This window comes from uncultured Bradyrhizobium sp. (assembly GCF_936943645.1).
Classification (GTDB): Bacteria; Pseudomonadota; Alphaproteobacteria; order Rhizobiales; family Xanthobacteraceae; genus Bradyrhizobium.
This window is the reverse complement of the sequence record NZ_CAKZJO010000050.1, coordinates 54,843-75,674: the sequence shown is the minus strand read 5'-3', so window position 1 is coordinate 75,674 and position 20,832 is coordinate 54,843. Positions and strand designations below refer to the sequence as shown.

The 20,832-nt window shown below is 65.0% G+C and carries 23 protein-coding genes; 9 read left to right on the top strand and 14 right to left on the bottom strand.

What is annotated here, in order from left to right; translation table 11 throughout:
- Positions 1-1,440, top strand: coding sequence for a bifunctional serine/threonine-protein kinase/universal stress protein (locus Q0743_RS09290; protein ID WP_298241235.1), 1,440 nt, complete (start codon positions 1-3; stop codon positions 1,438-1,440).
- 22 nt (positions 1,441-1,462) lie between these two features.
- Here the strand turns inward: Q0743_RS09290 and Q0743_RS09285 are convergent, their stop codons facing one another.
- The 4 genes from Q0743_RS09285 to rpe form a co-directional block, all read right to left on the bottom strand.
- Positions 1,463-1,654, bottom strand: coding sequence for a hypothetical protein (locus Q0743_RS09285; protein ID WP_298241234.1), 192 nt, complete (start codon positions 1,652-1,654; stop codon positions 1,463-1,465).
- 18 nt (positions 1,655-1,672) lie between these two features.
- Complete coding sequence (locus tag Q0743_RS09280) at positions 1,673-1,852, bottom strand: hypothetical protein (RefSeq protein ID WP_298241233.1); 180 nt, start codon at positions 1,850-1,852, stop codon at positions 1,673-1,675.
- Positions 1,853-1,857: 5 nt separating this feature from the next.
- Positions 1,858-2,001, bottom strand: coding sequence for a hypothetical protein (locus Q0743_RS09275; protein ID WP_298241232.1), 144 nt, complete (start codon positions 1,999-2,001; stop codon positions 1,858-1,860).
- A 165-nt stretch (positions 2,002-2,166) separates the two neighbouring features.
- Positions 2,167-2,868, bottom strand: coding sequence for a ribulose-phosphate 3-epimerase (gene rpe / locus Q0743_RS09270; RefSeq protein ID WP_298241231.1), 702 nt, complete (start codon positions 2,866-2,868; stop codon positions 2,167-2,169).
- A gap of 254 nt (positions 2,869-3,122) precedes the next feature.
- Between rpe and Q0743_RS09265 the strand changes: the two genes are divergently transcribed.
- Positions 3,123-3,914, top strand: a complete 792-nt coding sequence (locus Q0743_RS09265; RefSeq protein WP_298241230.1) for an EF-hand domain-containing protein — start codon at positions 3,123-3,125, stop codon at positions 3,912-3,914.
- Positions 3,915-4,056: 142 nt separating this feature from the next.
- On the opposite strand, the gene Q0743_RS09260 is transcribed toward Q0743_RS09265, so the two are convergent.
- Positions 4,057-5,055: a P1 family peptidase gene (locus tag Q0743_RS09260; protein ID WP_298241229.1), complete on the bottom strand. Its 999-nt coding sequence runs from the start codon at positions 5,053-5,055 to the stop codon at positions 4,057-4,059.
- Positions 5,056-5,109: 54 nt separating this feature from the next.
- On the bottom strand, positions 5,110-7,917 hold the full coding sequence (locus Q0743_RS09255) for a PAS domain S-box protein (protein WP_298241228.1): 2,808 nt from the start codon (positions 7,915-7,917) through the stop codon (positions 5,110-5,112).
- A 241-nt stretch (positions 7,918-8,158) separates the two neighbouring features.
- On the opposite strand from Q0743_RS09255, the gene Q0743_RS09250 reads away from it, so the two are divergent.
- Positions 8,159-8,545 carry a response regulator gene (locus Q0743_RS09250; RefSeq protein WP_298241227.1) on the top strand — a complete coding sequence of 129 codons (387 nt, stop codon included), beginning with the start codon at positions 8,159-8,161 and terminating at the stop codon, positions 8,543-8,545.
- 82 nt (positions 8,546-8,627) lie between these two features.
- Here Q0743_RS09250 and Q0743_RS09245 read toward each other — a convergent pair whose 3' ends face one another.
- From Q0743_RS09245 to Q0743_RS09225, 5 genes are all read right to left on the bottom strand, one after another.
- Positions 8,628-9,746 carry a branched-chain amino acid ABC transporter substrate-binding protein gene (locus Q0743_RS09245; protein WP_298241226.1) on the bottom strand — a complete coding sequence of 373 codons (1,119 nt, stop codon included), beginning with the start codon at positions 9,744-9,746 and terminating at the stop codon, positions 8,628-8,630.
- 161 nt (positions 9,747-9,907) lie between these two features.
- Positions 9,908-10,651 (bottom strand): ABC transporter ATP-binding protein, encoded by a 744-nt coding sequence (locus tag Q0743_RS09240; RefSeq protein ID WP_298241225.1) that lies wholly within the window; start codon positions 10,649-10,651, stop codon positions 9,908-9,910.
- Positions 10,648-11,481, bottom strand: coding sequence for an ABC transporter ATP-binding protein (locus Q0743_RS09235; protein ID WP_298241224.1), 834 nt, complete (start codon positions 11,479-11,481; stop codon positions 10,648-10,650). Before Q0743_RS09235 ends, Q0743_RS09240 begins: the two co-directional genes overlap by 4 nt.
- On the bottom strand, positions 11,478-12,797 hold the full coding sequence (gene livM / locus Q0743_RS09230; protein WP_298241223.1) for a high-affinity branched-chain amino acid ABC transporter permease LivM: 1,320 nt from the start codon (positions 12,795-12,797) through the stop codon (positions 11,478-11,480). Before livM ends, Q0743_RS09235 begins: the two co-directional genes overlap by 4 nt.
- 11 nt (positions 12,798-12,808) lie before the next feature.
- The gene (locus Q0743_RS09225; RefSeq protein WP_298241222.1) at positions 12,809-13,726 is read right to left on the bottom strand and encodes a branched-chain amino acid ABC transporter permease LivH; all 918 of its coding nucleotides are present in this window, start codon (positions 13,724-13,726) and stop codon (positions 12,809-12,811) included.
- Positions 13,727-14,009: 283 nt separating this feature from the next.
- Between Q0743_RS09225 and Q0743_RS09220 the strand changes: the two genes are divergently transcribed.
- A complete protein-coding gene (locus Q0743_RS09220) occupies positions 14,010-14,186 on the top strand; it encodes a hypothetical protein (RefSeq protein WP_198963828.1) in 177 nt (58 codons plus the stop codon).
- Between the two features lie 280 nt (positions 14,187-14,466).
- A complete protein-coding gene (locus tag Q0743_RS09215; RefSeq protein ID WP_298241221.1) occupies positions 14,467-15,036 on the top strand; it encodes a hypothetical protein in 570 nt (189 codons plus the stop codon).
- Here the strand turns inward: Q0743_RS09215 and Q0743_RS09210 are convergent.
- The 3 genes from Q0743_RS09210 to Q0743_RS09200 all read right to left on the bottom strand — a co-directional run bounded on the left by Q0743_RS09210 (position 14,998) and on the right by Q0743_RS09200 (position 17,695).
- Complete coding sequence (locus Q0743_RS09210) at positions 14,998-15,390, bottom strand: carboxymuconolactone decarboxylase family protein (RefSeq protein ID WP_097658268.1); 393 nt, start codon at positions 15,388-15,390, stop codon at positions 14,998-15,000. The two genes, Q0743_RS09215 and Q0743_RS09210, sit on opposite strands and share 39 nt — an antisense overlap.
- Positions 15,391-15,528: 138 nt before the next feature.
- Positions 15,529-16,311: a 3-oxoadipate enol-lactonase gene (gene pcaD, locus Q0743_RS09205; RefSeq protein WP_298241220.1), complete on the bottom strand. Its 783-nt coding sequence runs from the start codon at positions 16,309-16,311 to the stop codon at positions 15,529-15,531.
- Positions 16,312-16,339: 28 nt separating this feature from the next.
- Positions 16,340-17,695: a 3-carboxy-cis,cis-muconate cycloisomerase gene (locus tag Q0743_RS09200; protein ID WP_298241219.1), complete on the bottom strand. Its 1,356-nt coding sequence runs from the start codon at positions 17,693-17,695 to the stop codon at positions 16,340-16,342.
- Between the two features lie 172 nt (positions 17,696-17,867).
- Between Q0743_RS09200 and Q0743_RS09195 the strand changes: the two genes are divergently transcribed.
- The 4 genes from Q0743_RS09195 to Q0743_RS09180 all read left to right on the top strand — a co-directional run bounded on the left by Q0743_RS09195 (position 17,868) and on the right by Q0743_RS09180 (position 20,767).
- On the top strand, positions 17,868-18,314 hold the full coding sequence (locus Q0743_RS09195) for a carbon monoxide dehydrogenase subunit G (protein WP_298241218.1): 447 nt from the start codon (positions 17,868-17,870) through the stop codon (positions 18,312-18,314).
- A gap of 149 nt (positions 18,315-18,463) precedes the next feature.
- Positions 18,464-18,949 (top strand): (2Fe-2S)-binding protein, encoded by a 486-nt coding sequence (locus Q0743_RS09190; protein ID WP_097658276.1) that lies wholly within the window; start codon positions 18,464-18,466, stop codon positions 18,947-18,949.
- A 27-nt stretch (positions 18,950-18,976) separates the two neighbouring features.
- Positions 18,977-19,783: a xanthine dehydrogenase family protein subunit M gene (locus Q0743_RS09185; RefSeq protein ID WP_097658278.1), complete on the top strand. Its 807-nt coding sequence runs from the start codon at positions 18,977-18,979 to the stop codon at positions 19,781-19,783.
- Positions 19,784-19,843: 60 nt separating this feature from the next.
- Positions 19,844-20,767: a MoxR family ATPase gene (locus Q0743_RS09180; RefSeq protein WP_298241217.1), complete on the top strand. Its 924-nt coding sequence runs from the start codon at positions 19,844-19,846 to the stop codon at positions 20,765-20,767.
- The last annotated feature ends 65 nt before the right edge of the window (positions 20,768-20,832 follow it).

Here is a 20,832-nt window from a genome sequence, read left to right as displayed (position 1 = left end):
ATGCCGAAATCACTGGTCAAGTCCGGCGCGGTGATCGATGGTTACACCATCGGCGAATGCGTTCACGCCGGCGGCATGGCGACGCTGTGGACGGTCACCCATCCCGGCCTCGACGTGCCCCTGCTGATGAAGATACCGCGGGTGTCGGAGGGTGAGGACCCCGCCGCGATCGTCTCCTTCGAGATGGAGATGATGATCCTGCCGCGACTGGCGGGGCCGCACGTCCCGACCTGTTTCGGCACCGGCGATTTCGCGCACCAGGCCTATGTCGTGATCGAGCGGATCTCCGGGACCACGCTCTACAAGCGGCTGCCCGACCTGCCGCTACCCTATGACGAGGCGCGGCAGCTCGTCGCCAGGATCGCGACCGCGCTCGCTGATCTGCACCGGCAGAACGTGATCCATCACGACATCAAGCCGAGCAGCATCATGTTCCGCGAGAGCGGCGAGGCGGTGCTGATCGATTACGGCCTGTCGCACCACAACCATTTGCCGGATCTGTTGCAGGAGGAATTCCGCCTGCCTTACGGCACCGCGCCCTACATGGCGCCCGAGCGGCTGTCGGGAGTGCGCGACGATCCGCGTAGCGATCTGTTTTCGCTTGGCGTGCTGCTTTACTTCTTCACGACCGGCGAGCGGCCGTTCGGCGAGGGCGAGACGTTGCGCGCGATGCGACGCCGGCTATGGCGCGATCCGCATCCGCCGCGAAGCTTGCGCGCCGACTACCCGCCCTGGCTCCAGGAAATCGTGCTGCGCTGTCTCGAGATCGAGCCGGTGTGGCGCTACCCGACGGCGTCCCAGCTCGCCTTCGATCTCGCCCATCCGGACCAGGTCAAGCTCACCAAGCGCGCGGAACGGCTCAAGCGCGATCCGCTCAGCGTCGCCTGGCGCCGCCGCTTCAATCTGGGCGTCATGGCGCCGCGCGCGAAATCGGATGTCGCCGCCCAAATCGCGTCGAGCCCGATCCTCGCCGTCGCGCTCGATACGGTGGAGGGCGCGGCAGAGCTGAACGAGGCGCTGCGCGTGACCACCGAGCGCATCCTCGCCACCTTGCCGTCGGCGCGGCTTGCCTGCGTCAACGTGCTCAAGCTGAACCGGATCGCGATCGACCGAACCCTGGACGAGCAGGGCTCCAACAAGCATATCGACCGCCTCGTCGCGCTCAGGCATTGGGCGACGCCCCTCAAATTGGATGAGAGCCGGCTATCGGTTCATGTGCTGGAGGCCGTCGATCCCGCCGCCGCGTTGCTGGAGTTCGCCGAGGTCAATCAGGTCGACCACGTCATCATCGGCGCGCGGCAGAGCTCGTTCCGCCGCACGCTGCTCGGCAGCGTCTCGGCCAAGGTGGCCTCGGAGGCGAGTTGCACGGTCACCGTGGTACGGCCGCCGCGGATGGCAGGGGATGTCGGGGACGCCGGCGCTGAAGAGGCGGCCGGATAAAGCTGCGCTTTCGGCGCCCGCTTCAAGCCGCGTGCGCGCTGTGGGCGACGCGCTTGCGGCGGATCGGCCAGGAGAATTGCGGGCCGGGCTCGCCGTGATCCGCGCTACCGCCGAAATACTGGATGATCTCGCGGCAGGGCTCGCAATTGAACAGGTTGCGCGAGGCGGATGCCTTGGTCATTTCCTTCAGGCAGTTCGGGCAGTGCGGTTTCATGGGGCGGTCCGGAAGTAGTCAGTGTCGGCGTTGAGAGAGAAAGGTTTGGTCGAGGTCCGTCGTGTCGAGCCCCGCATCGTCGTCCACCGTGCCATCGGTGCGCTCGAGGCGGCCGAAGAAGTAATCGAGGCCCGGATGCGGGCGGCGCGGAATGCGGCACCTGCGTTTCGGTTGACGCTTCACGAGGGCGATCTGCATGATGCTCAGCCCCGGCGGCGACGAAGGTGGATGATGCGGGCAGGAGCCGCGATCTTCACCGGTTGCGCCACATAGAGGCTGCGAGCTGCAACCGCCACATTGAACCCGAGCCACAACGCTACACCAGTCCAGATCAGGGTCGTTGCCATGATGTGCTCCCGTCAAAAGCAGGCAGGAGTCACTTGCGGTGATTTGCGCGAATCAGTGAAGTCCGGATGAGTACGGATCAAGGTTGCAATTTTAGGCATTGCGCGCTGCAACACCCGTAAAAGCCGCGGAAAATTCCGGTCGTTCGCGTGCGCGTTTGATCTAGCTCAAATAGCTTCGCCGCGGGCTCCGAGCGCGGCGTTGCGGATCGCGGCGATGTTGGTCTTGTACGCATCCAGCGTGCCGCCTCTGAACACGGACGTGCCGGCGACGAAGGCGTTGGCGCCCGCCGCGGCGAGCGCGCCGGCAACATCCGGGCCGACGCCGCCGTCGACCTCGATGTCGATCGGGCGTCCCGCGGTCATCGCGCGGATGTCGCGGATCTTGGAGATCGCGGAGGGGATGAAGGCCTGGCCGCCGAAGCCGGGATTGACCGACATCACCAGCACGAGGTCGACGAGGTCGAGGACGTATTCGAGCACGCTGATCGGCGTGCCGGGATTGAGCGAGACGCCGGCCTTCTTGCCGAGCACGCGGATCGCCTGCAGCGAGCGGTGCAAATGCGGACCGGCCTCCGCATGCACGGTGATGTGGTCGCAGCCGGCTTTCGCGAACGCCTCCAGATAGGGATCGCAGGGCGAGATCATCAGATGCGCGTCGAACACCTTCTTGGTGTGCGGGCGCATCGCCTTGATCACGTCGGGGCCGTAGGAAATGTTGGGAACGAAGTGACCATCCATCACATCGAGATGGATCCAGTCGGCACCGGCGGCGTCGACGCTGCGCACCTCCTCGCCGAGCCTGGAGAAATCCGAGGCCAGGATCGAAGGTGCGATGGCCAGGGGGCGAGGGGCGAAGGCTTGGGTCATGGCGCGGTTTCCCGAAAGGCAGCCGTGAAAGATGGGCCTCGCCTAACATGGGCCTCCATGGCGGGCAATGCAGGGGAGGCGTGCTTCCTGTGGGCGGAAATTTCTGCCGCGACCGGCACGAATTGCCGATGTATCCGGGCCGCCCAGGGCGCGGCAGCGGCGGATTTCATTGAACTTTTCGCGCTGGCACGACGCTTGCTGACTTCACCTGCAGAACATTGGCCGCGGCATGCCGCATTGGTTGGAGTTGTGCAATGTTGTTCGCCCTTGGTGCCGTCTCGAGCGCCCTCGACGCGATCCAGTCACTGACGAACTCGAAATCGTCTTCTTCGACGCACAAGACGGGGTCCGCGCAGGGCGCGACCAATCCGTTTGCGATCGACAGCGGCAACAGCAGCACGACCAGCGGCGCCACCTCCTCGGTCAACTCGGGCAATTGCGCGCAGATTTCGCCGGAGACCATGAGCGCGCTGATCGCCGCGCAGAGCCAATCGACTGATGGCGCCAGCAGCGCGGCGGCCTCGACCTCTGCGAGCTCGACCTCCTCGACGTCGAACAGCCGGGACGCCGCCCTCAAGGACCTGTTCTCCCAGATCGATGCGGACGGCGACGGCAGCATCACCAAATCCGAGTTCGAGGACGCGCTGGGCGCCGGCGGGACCAACCTCGCGCAGGCCGACGACGTGTTCTCCAAGCTGGACTCGAATGCGGACGGCAATGTGAGCCTGGACGAAATGTCGAAGGCGCTGAAGAGCGGTCACCATGGTCACCATCACGCGCAAGGTGCCGGCGGCTCGGGCGATGGATCGGATTCCTCGTCGAAGTCCGGCGGCGGATCGACCTCGACCACGACGACGGCCGCCGACGGCTCGACCACAACCACCGTCACCTATGCCGACGGCTTCAAGATGTCGACGACGGTGCCGGGCGCGAACACTCCCCGTAATTCGGCTTACGATTTGTTCGCGCAATTGATGCAGCAGCAGGGCGGGCAGGGCCAGGGCGCCTCAGCGACGGCCGGCTCGTCCATGTCGATGAGCGTGTGACGCCTTCTCTCGATTTGTGATGCTGTCATGCTCCGGCTTGACCGGGGCTTCCAGTACGCTGCGGCCCATCGATTTCATCTGCAATACTGGACCGCCCGGTCTTCGCCGGGCGATGACACCTGATGTCTGGATCGCCCTCTGGTCAGCCGCCGAACCGATCCTTCCACGCCGCTTGCGCACCTGTAAACGGCAGCGCGGTTGCGTTGCACACGCCCCGTGCAATGGCGCGCGCGACCACGTTGGCGGCGACGGTGCCGAGCTCGGTGAGGCCGACCAGCGGCTCGATCGGCTTCTCACCGGTCGCAGCCGCGAACAGCACGTCGCCGTCGGTCGGGGCATGCACCGGATAGATCGCGCGGGCCATTCCGGTATGCGCGATCATCGCGAGCCGCTTGGCCTGGGCCTTGGTCAGGGTCGCATCTGTGACGACGGCACCGATCGTGGTGTTCTCGCGCGCGCTCGCGGCGGGACCGCCCTTGATGCGCATCGCCAGCATGTCCGGCGTGAATTTGGGCGGCAGGCCACGTCCGCCGAACTCGCCGTTCTCCTCGAACGGCGCCGCCCAGAACCACGGCCCTTCGCCGACGGTCGTGCTGCCGACCGCATTGACGACCATGATCGCGGCGACCTTGATGCCGTTGGCGAGAACCGCCGAAGCCGACCCGAGCCCGCCCTTGAAGGTCGCGGTGGTGGCTCCCAGGCCCGCGCCGACGCTGCCGAGAGCGAAGTCGTCACCTGCGGCCGTCGCCGCAGCATAGCCGAGATCGCGATACGGCGCGAAGCGGCCCCAGGACTTGTTGCCGCCGTTGAGCAGGTCGAACAGGATCGCACCCGGCACGAGCGGGATCAGCGCACCGCGGACATTAAGACCGCGGCCCTGCTCGGCGAGCCGGGCCTGCACGCCGCCGCCGGCCTCGATCCCGAAGGCAGAGCCGCCGGACAGTGCGATCGCATCGACGCGTTCCTGCGTGCTGGCAAGATCGAGCAGCGCATCCTCCCGCGTGCCGGGGGCTCCGCCCCGGACGTCGATGGCGGCGATGGCCGGTTGGTCGAAAATGATCGCGGTGGCGCCGGAGGCGACTTTGGCGTCCTCGGCATGGCCGACGCGGACACCGGCGATATCGGTGAGCAAATTTTTCAAGGCCGGCACTCCATGCGCTACGATCACCAGCGATAGCGCAGGGATGCTGCCGGCTCAACTGGCGAGGGCCGTCCTGAGCATCTTGGCGAGCTCGGACTTGCGGTAGGGCTTCGCCAGCAGCAGCACGCCGGAATCGAGCCGGCCGTGATGGACGATGGCATTCTCGGTATAGCCCGAGGTGAACAGCGTCTTGAGATCGGGGCGGCGCCGGGCGGCTTCGTCGGCCAGCTGACGGCCGTTCATGTTGCCAGGCATGATGATGTCGGTGAAGAGCAGGTCGATGGTCTTGTCGCTGTCGATGATGATCAGGGCCTCCGCGCCGTTGGCGGCCTCGAGCGCGGTGTAGCCGAGGCTCTTGACCTGGGTCACCACATATTGCCGGACCAGCGCATCGTCTTCGACGATCAGGATCTTCTCGTTGCCGCCGGTGATGGGCGCATTCTGCAACGCCTCGATCTCGGTCTCCTGCACGCCGCTCGAGCGCGGCAGGTAGATCTTCACGCTCGTGCCGTGGCCCTGCTCGCTGTAGATCTTGATGTGGCCGCCCGATTGCTTGACGAAGCCGAACACCATGCTGAGACCGAGCCCGGTGCCCTTGCCGACCTCCTTGGTGGTGAAGAAGGGGTCGAACACGCGGTCAATCAGCTCGGGCGGGATTCCGGAGCCGGTGTCGCTGACGGCAATCATCACGTAATTGCCGGCAACGACGTCCGGGTTCATGCTGGCATAGCCGTCGTCGAGGAATATGTTGCGGGTCTCCAGCACCAGGGTGCCGCCCTCGGGCATGGCGTCCCGGGCGTTCAGCGCGAGATTGAGGATCGCCGTGGACAGCTGGCCGGGGTCGACCAGCGTCGGCCATGCATCCTCGGTGAGCTGCGGCACGATGGTGATCTGCTCGCCCAGGGTGGGGTGCAGCAGCTTGGCCGCTTCGAGCGCCAGCGCGTTGACGTCGATCTCACGCGGCTGGAGCGGCTGCTTGCGGGCGAAGGCGAGCAGATGCTTGGTCAACTGCGCGCCGCGCTCGGCGGCATCGTCGATCAGCTTGGTGATGGCAGCGAGCTCGGGGCGGTCGGCTACGGCGTCGGCCAGGATGCCGATAGTGCCGGTGATGACGGTCAGCACGTTGTTGAAGTCGTGAGCGACACCGCCGGTCAACTGGCCGATGGAGTCCATCTTCTGCACCTGGCGGAATTGAGCCTCGGCGGCCTGCTTCTCCGTCAGATCTCGTCCGATGAAGAAATGGCGCTTCACCGGCTCCGACCAGGTGCCCATCCAGTTCAGCGTGACCTCGTGACCGTCGTAGTGATAGTAGCGAGCCTCGAAGCTGCGCTTGACCGCACCGCGCCGCGCCGCGCGCATCTCCTCACGCGTCTTGTCGAGATCGTCGGCGTGGATGAAATCGGTCGCGCTGTGTCCGATCATGTCATCCGGGCTGAAGCCGAGGATGTCCTTCACGCTCGGGCTGACCTGGATGAAATTGCCGAAGCCGTCGGTGACCAGGATCAGGTCCTGCGAGGTCTCGAAGATGCGCTGGCGCTCCTCGATCTCCCGGCGAAGCTTTTCCCTGGATTGCTTCTCCTCGGTGATGTCGTGGGCAATCTTGGAGGCGCCGATGATTTGCCCGTCCTCCGCCCTCAGTGGCGAGACGTTGAGGACGACATCGATCTCGCGACCGTCCTTTCTGATTCGCACCGTCTCGTGCTGGGCGATCGATTCGTTGCCGCTGATGCGGTTGAGAATGCTCCTGACTTCCGGCTTGCGATCGTTCGGTACGATGATGTCGATCGGCTTGCCGATGGCCTCCGCCGCGGAATAGCCGAACAGGTGCTCGGCGGCGCGGTTCCAGCCGGTGACCACGCCGTTGAGCGACTGGGTGATGATGGCATCGTTGGAGGATTCGACGACGGCGCCATAGAGCGCCAGCCGCTTGCCGTAGAAGTCCCGATCCGATGCCGATTGCTCGCGCAGCCTGCCGACGAGACCCACGGTCCGGGCCTGAAGGCGAACGTTCTCGATCAGCAGCACCGCGAGCACGAAGCTCGACGCGCCGAGGCCATAGAGACGGCCGGCGTAGAAACCGAGATCGAAACGCGCGACGTTGACGATTGCAGACAGTGCGATGTCGAACAGCCACGCGCACATCACGACCATGAGCCAGATGTCGATCACCGAATGCGGACGCCGGAACCACAGCGAAACGAGGGCGGCAAAGCTCAGCGACCACACGAAGGACACGACCCCGATCATGGTCGCAGTGTAACGGCCCTCGCGAAGCAGCACCGGCAACACATCGTGCTGGCCGGTGACGATCCAGGTGAAGGCCCCCATGGCCGCGACCACCCCGAGCACGATGGCGCAAATCGCGTTCCGCGTCGCACCTCTGACCCTGGGGCCGCCGTCCTTTTCCTTCAGCCAGGCGTAGCCGAGGACGAAGAGCGGAAAGCCGCCGTGCCAGATCATGTAGAGCCACACGGTGGTTTGGCTACCCGCGCCAAACAGGCCGGTCGGCGTGAACAGACCGGGGAAGGTGAGGGCGTGCACCAGCGCCGCTGCGGCGGTGAACAGGTAGCCGCTCGACAGCCACAACAGCGCATGGGTCCGCAACACTGAAAATTGCGACAGCAGCAGCACGGCGGTGACGATGTCGCTGACCGCCAAGGCCGATTGATAGCTCGCGACAAAGGCGGGGACTGGAAGTAACGGGATACCGGCAAACGGGACGGCCAATGCAAAGAGGATCGAGGAAATGCCGACGATCCAGAAGGCCGCGATGCGGTCGGCCGGCGTAGCCGGCAGGGTCGAAAGAAAGGTGCTTCGGTCAATCGCAGGCGCATTCATCTCGTGCAGACCCGTTTTGAGCATCTCCGCAGTTCCAACGGTAGTCTCGACCTCCACGACCTGCACGGTAGCCCGTTCCGGGCGCGTGTCGTGAAATGTTGCAGCGACGACTCAACCGAAGGTTACAGCTTACTTAATTTGGATGGGAACGCGGAATAGGGATCAGGTAAGATGCGCTTTACTTAGCGGTGTCATAATGCCCTGCCATGGTGCCGGGTTCCAGGTTTGAATCATACCATTTGAGCGATCTGCGGGAGTTGTTCCCATGCCTCGCGTTCTCATCATCGACGACCAGAAGGACGTGCGCGCGATGGTCGCCATCGTGCTCCGGGTCAACCATTACGAGGTTGCCGAGGCCGACAATGGCGCGGCCGGGCTGAAAACCTTCGCGGAAAGCCCGTTTGACGCGGCGATCGTCGATATTTTCCTGGGCGACATCAGCGGCGTCGACGTCATCGCTGCCCTGCGAGAGCGCGCGCCGGGGCTTCCCATCGTTGCGGTGTCCGGAATGACGGCGCTGGATTTCATGGAACAGTCGCCCCACCTCGCCAACGTGATCTGCCTGCAAAAGCCGTTTCGACCGAACGATCTCCTGCAGGCGCTTCGCAAGGCCCAGGCCGCGGCCGCCGGCGAGCTGCCCGCAGCCGTCTGATCCTGCCGCGAACGAAAACGCCCCGGGGCAAGCCGGGGCGTTGACGAGGTTCGCATGACGGGCCCGAGGCCCTGCGCCGCGCTCAGGTGCCGTTGCCGCTGATCTCGGCGTAGCCGCCCTTGGCGTCCCACTTGTAGACGACGTAGTCGATCTGCTTGATGTCGCCCTTGGCGTCATACTCGATCGGACCGATCACGGTGTCCCACTTGCCGGCCTTCATCGCTTCCATGACCTTCTTGGCGTCGGTGGTGCCGGCCTTCTTGGCCGCCTGCGACCACACCTGCATCGCCGCGTAGGTGTAGAGGGTATAGCCCTCGGGATCGATGTTCTTGGCCTTGAAGGCCTCGACGATCTTCTTCGCGGTCGGCTTGTTGCGCGGATCGGGGCCGAAGGTGAACAGCGTGCCTTCGCCGGCGGGGCCGGTGATGGAGGCGTACTCCTTGTCGGCGAGCGCGTCGCCGGCCATCAGCACGGTCTTGAGACCCTGGTCGCGCATCTGACGCAGGATCAGGCCGCTCTCCTGATGGTATCCGCCGACATAGACGAGGTCGATGTTGTCGCGCTTCAGGCGGGAGACGATCGCGTTGAAGTCCTTGTCGCCCTTGTTATAGGACTCGTACATCTTCTCGGTGACGCCGGCCTTGTTGAGCGCCTTCTTGGTCTCGTCGGCAAGACCCTTGCCGTAGGTGGTCTTGTCGTTGAGGATCGCGATGTTCTTGCCTTTGAAGTTCTTGGCAATGTACTGCGCCGCGATCAGGCCCTGCTGATCGTCACGGCCGCAGACGCGCGCCACGTTCCAGAGCTTGCGCTCGGTGAACAGCGGGTTGGTCGAGGCCGGGGTGATCTGCAGAACGTTGCCGTCGGCATAGGCCTCGGAAGCGGGGATCGACGACGATGAGCAATAGTGGCCGGCCACGAACGGGATTTTTGCACCGGCGATCTTTTCGGCGATCGAGCGCGCCTGCTTCGGATCGCAGGCGTCGTCCTCGACGGAAAGCGCGAGTTTCTTGCCGTTGACGCCGCCGGCGGCGTTGATATCAGCCACGGCCATCTCGGCGCCGTTCTTCATCTGGCGGCCGAAGGCGGACTCGCCGCCGGTCATCGGACCTGCGACTGCGACGGTGACATCCTGCGCGAATGCCGCGCTCGACAGTGCGAGCGATGCGCCGAATGCCAGACCGATGAGCTTCAGTGATTTCATGAGATACCTCGCGGGTGGTCGCCTGTGGACATTGCCGGGCATGCCCGGTTCAAACCGGCGCCATTCTTGAATGAATTCGAGGAGAAGTCACCGGCAAAATACGGGCATTGGCGCAGATATCTCGCCACATTCGGCCGCATGCGGGGAGGCCCGCCGCTCGGTCAGCCGTGCCGGCCGCCTTCCAGATAGGCGGCGCGTATCTCGGGGCGCTGCAACAATTCGGCACCTGTGCCGGCCAGCGTGATCAGGCCATTGACCATGACATAGCCGCGGTGGGCGAGCTTGAGGGCGTGGTTGGCGTTCTGCTCGACGATCAGCACGGTCAGCCCGTCCTGCCGGTTCAGGGTGCGGATCGCATCGAAGATCTGGCGGGCGATCAGCGGGGCGAGGCCCAGCGAGGGCTCGTCGAGCAGGAGCAGGCGGGGACGGCTCATCAAGGCACGGCCGATCGCCAGCATCTGCTGTTCGCCGCCGGACAGGGTTCCGCCACGCTGGGCGTAGCGTTCCTTCAGCCGCGGGAACAGCGTGAAGACGCGCTGCAGCGTCGCTTCGCGTTCGGCCTCGGTGCACTCGGTGGCGTCCGCCCCCATCTGCAGGTTTTCCGCGACGCTCATGCGCGGGAAGATGCGGCGGCCCTCCGGCGATTGCGCGATGCGCAAATGCGCGATCTCGTGGGTTGGCACGTCGGTGATGTCGCGGCCTTCGTACAGGATCTGGCCGGCGCGGGCGCGCGGCTTGCCGAAGATCGTCATCATCAGCGTCGACTTGCCGGCGCCGTTGGCGCCGATCAGCGCCACGATCTCGCCGGAGTTGATCTCGACGTCGACGCCCTTCAGCGCCTCGATCTTGCCGTAGGCGGCGCGCAGGCCACGGATCGCGAGCAGAGGAGAGGGCGCGGACGTCACGAACCGCCCTCCATCACAGCGGCCGCCTCTTCCTCGTCGGCGCCGAGATAGGCGGCGATCACCTTGGTATCGTCGCGGACCTCGCGCGGGGTGCCTTCCGCGATCTTGACGCCATGATCCATCACCACGATGTGGTCGGAGATCTCCATCACCACCGACATGTCGTGCTCGATCAGGAGGATCGAGGTGCCAAGCTCGTCGCGGATCGAGAGCAGGAGCTCGCTCAAGGCCGCGCTCTCGCGCGCATTGAGGCCGGCGGCGGGCTCGTCCAGGCACAGCAGCGCAGGCTCGGTGCACATCGCGCGTGCGATCTCGAGCCGGCGCTGGTCGCCATAGGCGAAATTGCCGGCGGCATCGTCGGCACGGTCGAGCAGATTGACCCGCTTGAGCCAGTCGGTGGCCAGGTCGATCGCGCGCTTCTCGGCGTCGCGATAGCCGGGCGCACCGACGAGGCCGAGGAAGGTGAAGCCGGAGGCGCGCATCAGGGCGTTGTGCTGCGCCACCATCAGGTTTTCCAGCGCGGTCATGCCGGGAAACAACCGGATGTTCTGGAAGGTGCGGGCGACCTTGGCCTGCTTGGCAATGCGGAAATCGTTCAGGCGCTCCAGCGCGACCGTCCGGCCGTCGTCATGGGTGAGGCGAATGGTGCCGCCGCTCGGCTTGTAGAAGCCGGTGATGCAGTTGAACACCGTGGTCTTGCCGGCGCCGTTCGGTCCGATCAGCGCGGTGATCTTCTTGCGCGCCGCCGAGAATGACAGGTCCTGCACGGCGACGATGCCGCCGAAGCGCATGGTGAGCCGGTCGACGTTGAGAATTTTGTCGCCGCTCATCCGTGACCTTCCTTGACGAGGTCGGAGGAGATCGCCTGTGCCTTGGTCAGATAGACGGTCGGGGCGCGATGGCCGATCAAGCCGCGCGGCCGCCAGATCATGATCAGCACCATGGCCATGCCGAACACCAGCATGCGATAGCCCTCGAGGCTCCGGAACAATTCGAAGCCGCCGATCATGGCGAGTGCCGCAAGCGCGACACCGAGCTGCGAGCCCATGCCGCCGAGGACGACGATGGCGAGCACCAGCGCCGATTCTTGGAAGGTGAAGGATTCCGGGCTGATGAAGCCCTGGCGGGTGGCGAAGAACGCGCCGGCGAAGCCGCCGAACATCGCACCCGTCGCGAACGCCGTGAGCTTGGTGGTCGTGGTGTTGATGCCGAGGGCGCGGCAGGCGACCTCGTCCTCGCGCAAGGCTTCCCAGGCCCGCCCGATCGGCAGGCGGCGCAGGCGGATCGTCGCCCAGTTGGTGAGCAGCGCGAGCGCCAGGATCAGATAGAACAGGAAGATGATGCGGTGGGTCGGCGAATACTCGATGCCGAGCTTGGCGGCGAGGCCGTCGTCGCTGTTGTCGAGCGGGATGCCGAAGAAGGACGGGCGGGGAATGCCGGAGACGCCGTTGGGGCCTCCGGTCAGATCCTGCCAGTTGATGATGACGAGGCGGATGATCTCGCCGAAGGCGAGAGTCACGATGGCGAGATAGTCGCCGCGCAGGCGCAGCACCGGAAAGCCGAGCAGGACGCCCCAGAATGCGGCGAGGATGCCGGCCAGCGGCAGGCAGATCCAGAACGACCAGCCGAAATTGGTCGCAAGCAGTCCATAGGAATAGGCGCCGACCGCGTAGAAGGCGACGTAACCAAGATCGAGCAGGCCGGCGAGCCCGACCACGACATTCAATCCCCAGCCCAGCATGACATAGGTGAGCACGAGGATCGCGAGGTCGAGAATGTAGCGCTGGTTATAGAAGATCACCGGCACCAGCAGCGTGAAGATCAGGAGCGCCGGCGCGACGAAGCGGCCGAGGAACGACATGCCGCTCCGCACCGCCGGCGGCACCAGTTTCTCGGCGCCGATCGGGCCGATCCATTGCCGCAGCAGCTCGATCACGATCGAGCCGCCGAACACCGCCGCGACGAGGGAGGCGAGATCGCCGAAGCGCGTCCAATAGGTGAGCTGGCCGGAGGCGCCCGCCTCGGTGCGGATGCCGACCATCAGCGAGAACAGCACCAGCGCGACGAGGGCGTTGATGAAGGCGGTCTTGAGGAGGGCGGGGATGCCCGTTGCAGTTTTGGCCGTATGGGTCGAGGGAGCTTTCACGCGCGCGTCCGTCAGACTTTTTCGACTTCGGGACGACCGAGCAGGCCGGTCGGCATGAAAATCAGCACGACGATCAGGATCGAGAACGCCGCGACGTCCTTGTATTCGACCGAGAAGTAGGCCGACCAGAATGTCTCGATCAGGCCGATCGCAAGGCCCCCGAGCATGGCGCCGGGCAGCGAGCCGATGCCGCCGAGCACGGCGGCGGTGAACGCCTTGATGCCCGCGACGAAGCCCATGAAGAAATCGACGAGACCGTAATAGAGCAGGTACATCAGGCCCGCGACGGCGGCGAGCGCCGCACCGATCACGAAGGTCATGGAAATGGTGCGGTCGACGTCGACGCCGAGCAGCGCCGCCATGGTCTGGTCCTGCTCGCAGGCGCGCATGTCGCGCCCGAGCCGGGTCTTCGACACCAGCCAGGTGAACAGCGCCAGCAGCACGATGGTGGTGACGACCACCATGATCTGGATGTTGGAAAGCTGGATCACGAAACCGTCCGTGCTCTCATGCAGCGTGTAGCCGCCGGTGATGAAGGGCGGGATCGGCTTGACGCGCGCGCCTTGCGCAACCTGCGAATAGTTGGTCAGGACGAACGACATGCCGATCGCCGACAGCATCGGGGCGAGGCGGAACGAATGGCGCAGCGGCCGGTAGGCGATGCGCTCGATGGTCCAGCCATAGAGTGCGGTGATCGCCATCGACACCAGAAGCACCACGAGCAGGATCAGCGGGATTGCGGTCAGCCCAAGCGAGATCAGGATCAGGAAGGTGATCAGGGCGATGAAGCCGCCGATCATGAAGACGTCGCCATGGGCGAAGTTGATCATGCCGACGATGCCGTAGACCATCGTATAGCCGATCGCGATCAGGCCGTAGATGGAGCCGAGCACGAGGCCGTTGATGAGCTGCTGGGCGAAATAATCCATGGGCTGCCGTACCAAACCTGAGGCGGGCTCAAAAGGGAGAGCTCTTAGGAGAGTGGGTCTATTGGGCAGTTTCTTGGGCCCCGGCAGCCCCTAAGCATTCTTGCGGTTTTGTAACAGGAGGGAACTGGCGGCTGCAACAGGTCAGCGCCTCGGCAGAAGGTCTTGTACAGAGGTCATTTGGCGCTTTCGGTTCCGCATCTGCGAGGAACAGGGTTCCCTGGGGCAACCAATATGGATGGCGGCAGTTATCTCGTCTCTGACGTCCAACAAGGGAGTTCCCCGCATGACGAAGCAGCAGAACCAGAATCCGGGCCAGCAGAGTCAGAACCCCGGCCAGCAGCGCCCCGGGCAGCAGCAGGGCGGCGGTCAGAAACCCGGACAGCAGCAGCAGAACGACCCGATGCGCCAGGGCGACAAGCCCGGCCAGCAGCAGGGCGGCCAGCGCGATCAGGACAATTAGTTTGGGAGCCCAGGAGTGATGAGGGTGACGGGCCCCGCCGAAAGGCGGGGCCTTTTTTCTTTTGCGTCTCACTGCGTCATTCCGGGACGGCTTGAGGAGCCGTCCCTGGGGAATCTCGAGATTCCGGGGGCTGACGCACCATCCCGGAATGATGGCGTCCCCGGGGCCCGGTTAAGGTAAACAAAGGGTTTAAATTGCCGCCACAGTCTGATGCGAGTTAGCTCCGGCGAAGCCGCTGCCTTCCGTCGAAGGCCTTCGGCCAGATCAAGCGGGAAGCGGCATGTTCAGGAATTGGCGGATCGGCTCGGTCAACGGCGCGCTGCTGGCAGCCTATTTCATTCCCGTCTGGACCCTCGTCGCCTTCAATATCATCGTGGCACCGGTGCACGGGCTCTACGAGCGGCCGAGCGTCGCCGTTGCGCTTTACCTCAGCGATCATCTCCAGATGGCGGGGATGGACACAGTGCGCGCCGCCTGGTTGCTGGCACTGGGACGGCTGACCGTGGTGGCGTTTTTCGTGATTTATCTCGCGCTGCTCTGCATTCCCCGCACGCGGAAGAATGGCGGCAGCGACGAGGCGCTCGGCATTGCGCTCGCGATCGGCAGCCTGCTCTCGTTTGCCAGCATGGTGATGGCCTCGAAGGTCGGCGAGATGGCTGCGCTTCGGCTGCACGCCACCGAGCTGCTGCTGCTGCTCGGTGCCGCTATTGTGCTCGTGATCGAGAAGCCGGTGGCGACGCCGAAGACCGTCGAGGCCGCTGCGCCGGCAAGTCTTCACCCGGCAAGTCTTCAGCCGGCAAGTCTTCAGCCGCTAGCTCTTGAGCAGGCCGAGCTCCTGCACAATCGCTGAGGCTTCCTTCACGGCGTGGTTGGCAGCCGGCACGCCGCAATAGATCGCCTGCTGGAGCAGGATTTCCTTGATGTCCTCGGGCGTGAAGCCGCCCTCGGCGAGTGCCGCGCGAACGTGCAGGCGGAATTCGTCCCATTGCCCGAGCGCGACCATGGTGCCGATCACCAGCACCCGCCGCGTGCGCTCGTCGAAATGGGGGCGGGTCCAGATCTCGCCCCAGGCATAGCGCGTGATCAGGTCCTGGAAGTCGGTGTTGAACGCATTGCGGTTCGCGATCGACTTGTCGACCCAGGCATTCCCCAGCACCTTGCGGCGAACGTTCATGCCGGCATCGCGGCGCTTCTGGTCGTCCATTCTATCCTCCTCTCCGTCATTGCGAGCGTGGCGAAGCAATCCAGAGTGCTTCCGCCGAGGGATTTCTGGATTGCTTCGTCGCCAGCGCAAATTGCTTCGCAATTTGACGCGGGCTCCTCGCAATGACGGTTGTTGCTGCTAGCGCTGCGTCAAGAAGCCCACCACCGCGTCGGTGAATGCGTGCGGCTGCTCGACATTGGAAATGTGCGCGGCGTCGATGATGGTCATGCTGGCGCCGGGAATGTTCGAGCGGATCAGCTCTCCCGCGGAGATCGGTGTCGCCATGTCGTGGCGGCCGGCGATCACCAGCGTCGGGCTCTTGATCTTGGGCAGCAGCGCGCGCTGGTCGAGCGTCGACAGTGCCTCGCAGCAGGCGAGATACCCTTCGACCGGCGAGGCGAGCAGCATCGACTTCATCTTCGCGGTGATGTCGGGCTCGCGCTCGCGGAAATCCTGCGTCAGCCAGCCTGCGATCACGGCGTCGGCGACCGCGGCGATGCCGCCTTTCTTCACGGCGTCGATGCGCTCCAGCCATTTGGTCGGCTCGGCATAATAGCAGGAGGTGTTGGCGAGGATGAGCTTGCCGAATCTTTCAGGGGCATTGGCGCCGAGCCATTGCCCGACCATGCCGCCCATCGACAGGCCGCACCAGTGCACCTTCTCGATGTTGAGATCATCGAGGATCGCGAGCACGTCGCGGCCGAAGCGCTCCATCGTATAGGGGGCGGGCGGCACCTGGGATTTGCCGTGGCCGCGGCGGTCGTAGCGGATGACACGGAACACCTGCGTCAGCGCCTTCATCTGCGGCTCCCACATCTGCAACGTGCAGCCGAGCGAATTGGACAGCATCAGGGTCGGTCCACCGTCGCGGCCCTCGACGGAGACGTTGAGCAGGCATCCGTCGGCATCGATCATGGGCATGCGGCGTCTCCGTCGTCTTGTGCGGTTCTTATTCGCGGTCGAGGCTGGCGAGCAGCCGGTCGATCAGGGCTTGGGAAGCCCCTTGATAGGCCATCGGCTCGAACAATGCCGCAATTTTTTCCGGCGAGAGCTGCGCGGTGACCTGCGAATCAGCCGACAGCACCTCGCGCAGATGCTTCTTCTCCGCGACCGCGCGCTTGCTGGCGGCTTCGACGAGATGATGCGCATCGCTCTTGCCGATTGTTTCCGCCAGCGCGAAGGTGACCGCCTCCGCCATGATCAGCCCGTGCGTCGCATCGAGATTGCTGCGCATGCGCGCGGCGTCGACGTCCAGGCCCTCGGCGATGTCGACAATGGCGGCCACCGCGCCGGAGGCGACCAGCATCAACTGCGGCAGCGTCGGCCATTCCGCGTGCCAGGGGCCGGCGCTGCGCTCGTGGTCCTGCACCTGGGCCGCGAAGATCGTCGCCGCAAGCTGCGGAGCCATCGTGGCCGCGCCGAGCGCGCTTGCGGCGGCGACCGGGTTGCGCTTGTGCGGCATGGTCGAGGAGCCGCCGCGGCCTTCGCCCGCCGGCTCGAACGCTTCGGCGACGTCGGTCTGCATCAGCAGCGAGACGTCGCGCGCGATCTTGCCGCAGCTACCAGTCAGGATCGCCAGGCAGGACGCGGCTTCCGCGATCCGGTCGCGATGGGTGTGCCAGGGCGCTTCCGGCAGCGGCAGGTCGAGCTCCCGCGCGAGGCGCTCCGCCACGGCAAGGCCCTTGTCGCCGAGGGCGGCGAGCGTGCCGGCGGCGCCGCCGAACTGCAGCGCGAGGCCCTCCCGCCGCAGCCGTCGCAGCCGGCAGCGGGCGCGGGCGAGGCTTGAGGCATATTCGGCGGCCTTGAGGCCGAACGGCATCGGCAGCGCGTGCTGAAGCCAGGTCCGGGCCACCATCGCAGTATTGCGATGGCTGCGCGCCAGCGCTGCAAAGCCCTTGATCGCGCGGCTGAGATCGGCGTCCAGCGCATCGATGCCGGCGCGCAGCGTGAGCATGGTCGCGGTGTCGATCACGTCCTGGCTGGTGGCGCCCCAATGCACGTAACGCGCGGCCTCCTTGTCGGCCTTGCCGACAGCGGCGGTCAGCATCTTGACCAGCGGAATCGCGAGATTGCCCGATCGTGTCGCGGCCTCGGCCAGCGCGGCCATGTCGAGGTGATCGGCCTTGCACGCGGCCTCGATCGGCCCCACGGCCGATGCGGGAATCATACCCGTGGCGGCTTCGGCGCGGGCCAAGGCTGCCTCGAAATCAAGCATGTTCTGCAGGGTAGACCGGTCGTCACAGATCGCCCGCATGGCGGCGCTCGACAGCATCGGTGCGAGCAGGGGAGAGAGGGATGTGCTCATGTTGCGCGCGACCTAATCATCATGGCCGGGCCGTGCCAATCCCCCAGTGCCCGCACACGGCTTTTTGCAGTTGCGAATATGCATTGCACGTGGCCGGGCGCCGCCCTTTCCTTTGCCGCGTCCCTGCGTTACTTGATCAGCACTATAGTTACGCGATCCGGGAGGCATTCTCATGGCCATGACGATGAACGGCGAAGTCCAGCTTGCGGCGTCGCGCGAGGCCGTGTGGGCCAAGCTCAACGATCCCGAGGTGCTGAAGGCCTGTATCCCCGGCTGCGAAGAGCTCGAGAAGACCGACGATGGCGGCTTTCGTGCGACCGCGAAAATGAAGGTCGGCCCGGTGTCGGCCCGCTTCAAGGGCAAGGTCACGCTCAGCGATCTCGACCCGCCGAACGGCTACAAGATCTCCGGTGAGGGCGAGGGCGGGGTCGCCGGCTTCGCCAAGGGCGGCGCGGGGGTCAAGCTCGCGGAGAAGGACGGCGGCACGCTGCTCTCCTACGAGGTCGAGGCGCAGATCGGCGGCAAGTTGGCGCAGCTCGGCCAGCGCCTCATCAACGGCGCCGCCAAGAAGCTGGCCGACGAGTTTTTCACGAACTTCGCCAAGGCCGTACAGAGCTGAAGGTCCAATAGCTTTAGCACGGCGCCTTCGGCATGGCGCCTTGCATCCCGGGCGATGTTGCCCCGGGGCATAATGGCCCATATGATGGGTTGGAATAATTATAAGAACCGCTTCGACGGGACCCGTCGGGGTGCTGATAGAGAGTGCTTATGGCAAAAATCTCCCTCATCGTGAACGGCAATCCTGTCACGGCCAACGTCGATCCCCGCACGCTTCTGGTGCAGTTTCTGCGCGAGAATCTGCACCTGACCGGCACCCATGTCGGCTGCGACACCTCGCAGTGCGGCGCCTGCGTCGTGCATCTCGACGGCAAGGCCGTGAAGTCCTGCACCACGCTTGCCGTGATGGCCGACGGCCACGAGGTCAAGACGATCGAGGGACTGGCCGCCGACGGCGCGCCGCTGCATCCGATGCAGGAAGCCTTCCGCGAGCATCATGGCCTGCAGTGCGGCTTCTGCACGCCAGGCATGATCATGACCGCGATCGACATCGTGCACCGCAAGGGCCACGAGCTGGACGACCATACGATCCGGGAAGAACTGGAAGGCAATCTCTGCCGCTGCACCGGCTACCAGAACATCGTCACCTCGATCTCCGCCGGCGCCAAGGCGATGGCGAAATCCGATCTCGCGTAACGCGCCTCCCGCGACCAGGACATTCAGATGTACGAATTCAAATATCATCGCCCCGGGACCGTGCGGCAGGCCGCCAATCTCCTGGTGAAGAACGAAGACGCCAAGGTGATCGCCGGCGGCCACACGCTGATTCCCGTCATGAAGCAGCGTCTCGCCAGCCCGCCCCATCTGGTCGACCTCTCCCATATCGAGGGGCTCAACACGATCGAGATGAAGGGCCGTTCGCTCGTGATCGGCGCCACCGCCAAGCACGCCGAGGTCGCGAGCTCCGCGATCGTCGGTGAAGCCATCCCGGCGCTGGCGAATCTCGCGAGCCAGATCGGTGATCCCGCCGTGCGCCACAAGGGCACGATCGGCGGCTCGCTCGCCAACAACGATCCGACCGCGGATTACCCGGCGGCCGTGCTCGCGCTCGGCGCGACCATCGTCACCAACAAGCGCCGCCTGAAGGCCGAGGAATATTTCCAGGGCCTGTTCTCGACCGCGCTGGAAGCTGACGAGATCATCACCAAGGTGATGTTCCCGCTGCCGAAGAAGGCGGCCTACATCAAGTTCCGCAACCAGGCATCGCGCTATGCGCTGGTCGGCGTGTTCGTGGCGCGGCGTCCGTCGGACGTGCGGGTTGCCGTGACCGGCGCCGGCTCCGAGGGCGTGTTCCGCGTCGAGGCATTCGAGGAAGCCCTCAAGAAGCGTTTCGCGTCGAAAGCGATCGAAGGCATCGACGTGCCGGCGGAAGGTCTCAACAGCGACATCCATGGCAGCGCCGAATACCGCGCGCATCTCATCGGGGTGCTGACGCGGCGTGCCCTCGACGCCGCCAATGCCAAGGAGTGAGTGAACCTCACGCCACGGCAAAACCTGTCCCGGTGAGGGCGTAGCGAGACTGGCTTTTTCATGACTTCAGCGACCAATTCTTCCGGCGCTTTGCCGGCATCGGTCGATGCGATGCTCGAACTCCTGACGTCGCGCGGCTATCTCGCCGAGCGATCGCTGGCGACGGTGACATACCTCTCGCTGCGCATGGGCCGGCCGCTGTTCCTGGAAGGCGAAGCCGGCGTCGGCAAGACCGAGATTGCAAAGGTGCTGTCGGCGGCGCTGGGGCGGAAGCTGATCCGCCTGCAGTGCTACGAGGGCCTCGACGTCTCCTCCGCGGTCTACGAGTGGAATAGCGCGGCGCAGATGATCGCGATCCGAATGGCGGAAGCCGCCGGCGACACCGATCGTGACCAACTCTCCTCCGACATCTTCGCCGACCGCTACATGATCAAGCGGCCGCTGCTGCAGGCGCTCGAGCCCGACGTCGCCGGACCGCCGGTGCTGCTGATCGACGAACTCGACCGTGCGGACGAAGCGTTCGAGGCCTACCTGCTCGAAATCCTCAGCGACTTCCAGGTGACCATCCCCGAATTCGGCACGGTGAAGGCGCCGAGCCCGCCGATCGTCATCATCACGTCCAATCGCACCCGCGAAATTCACGACGCGCTGAAGCGGCGCTGTCTCTACCATTGGGTCGATTATCCCGCGGCCGAGCGCGAGCTTGCGATCGTCAAGACGCGCGTGCCCGGCATCTCCGCAAAACTGTCGCAGCAGGTCGTGCGCTTCGTGCAGGCTTTGCGCAACCAGGACTTCTACAAGTCGCCCGGTGTTGCCGAGACCATCGACTGGGCGACCGCCTTGTCGGAGCTGGATGCCCGCTCGCTCACCCCGCAAGTGGTCGGCGACACGCTGGGCGCGCTGCTCAAGTACCAGGACGACATCACCCGCATGCAGGGCGACACCTTGCAGAAGGTGCTGAAGGAAGCGACGAGCGAGAATTGACGCGCCTCACAATTTCTCCCGTCATTCCGGGGCGCGCGTAACGCGAGCCCGGAATCCATACTCCC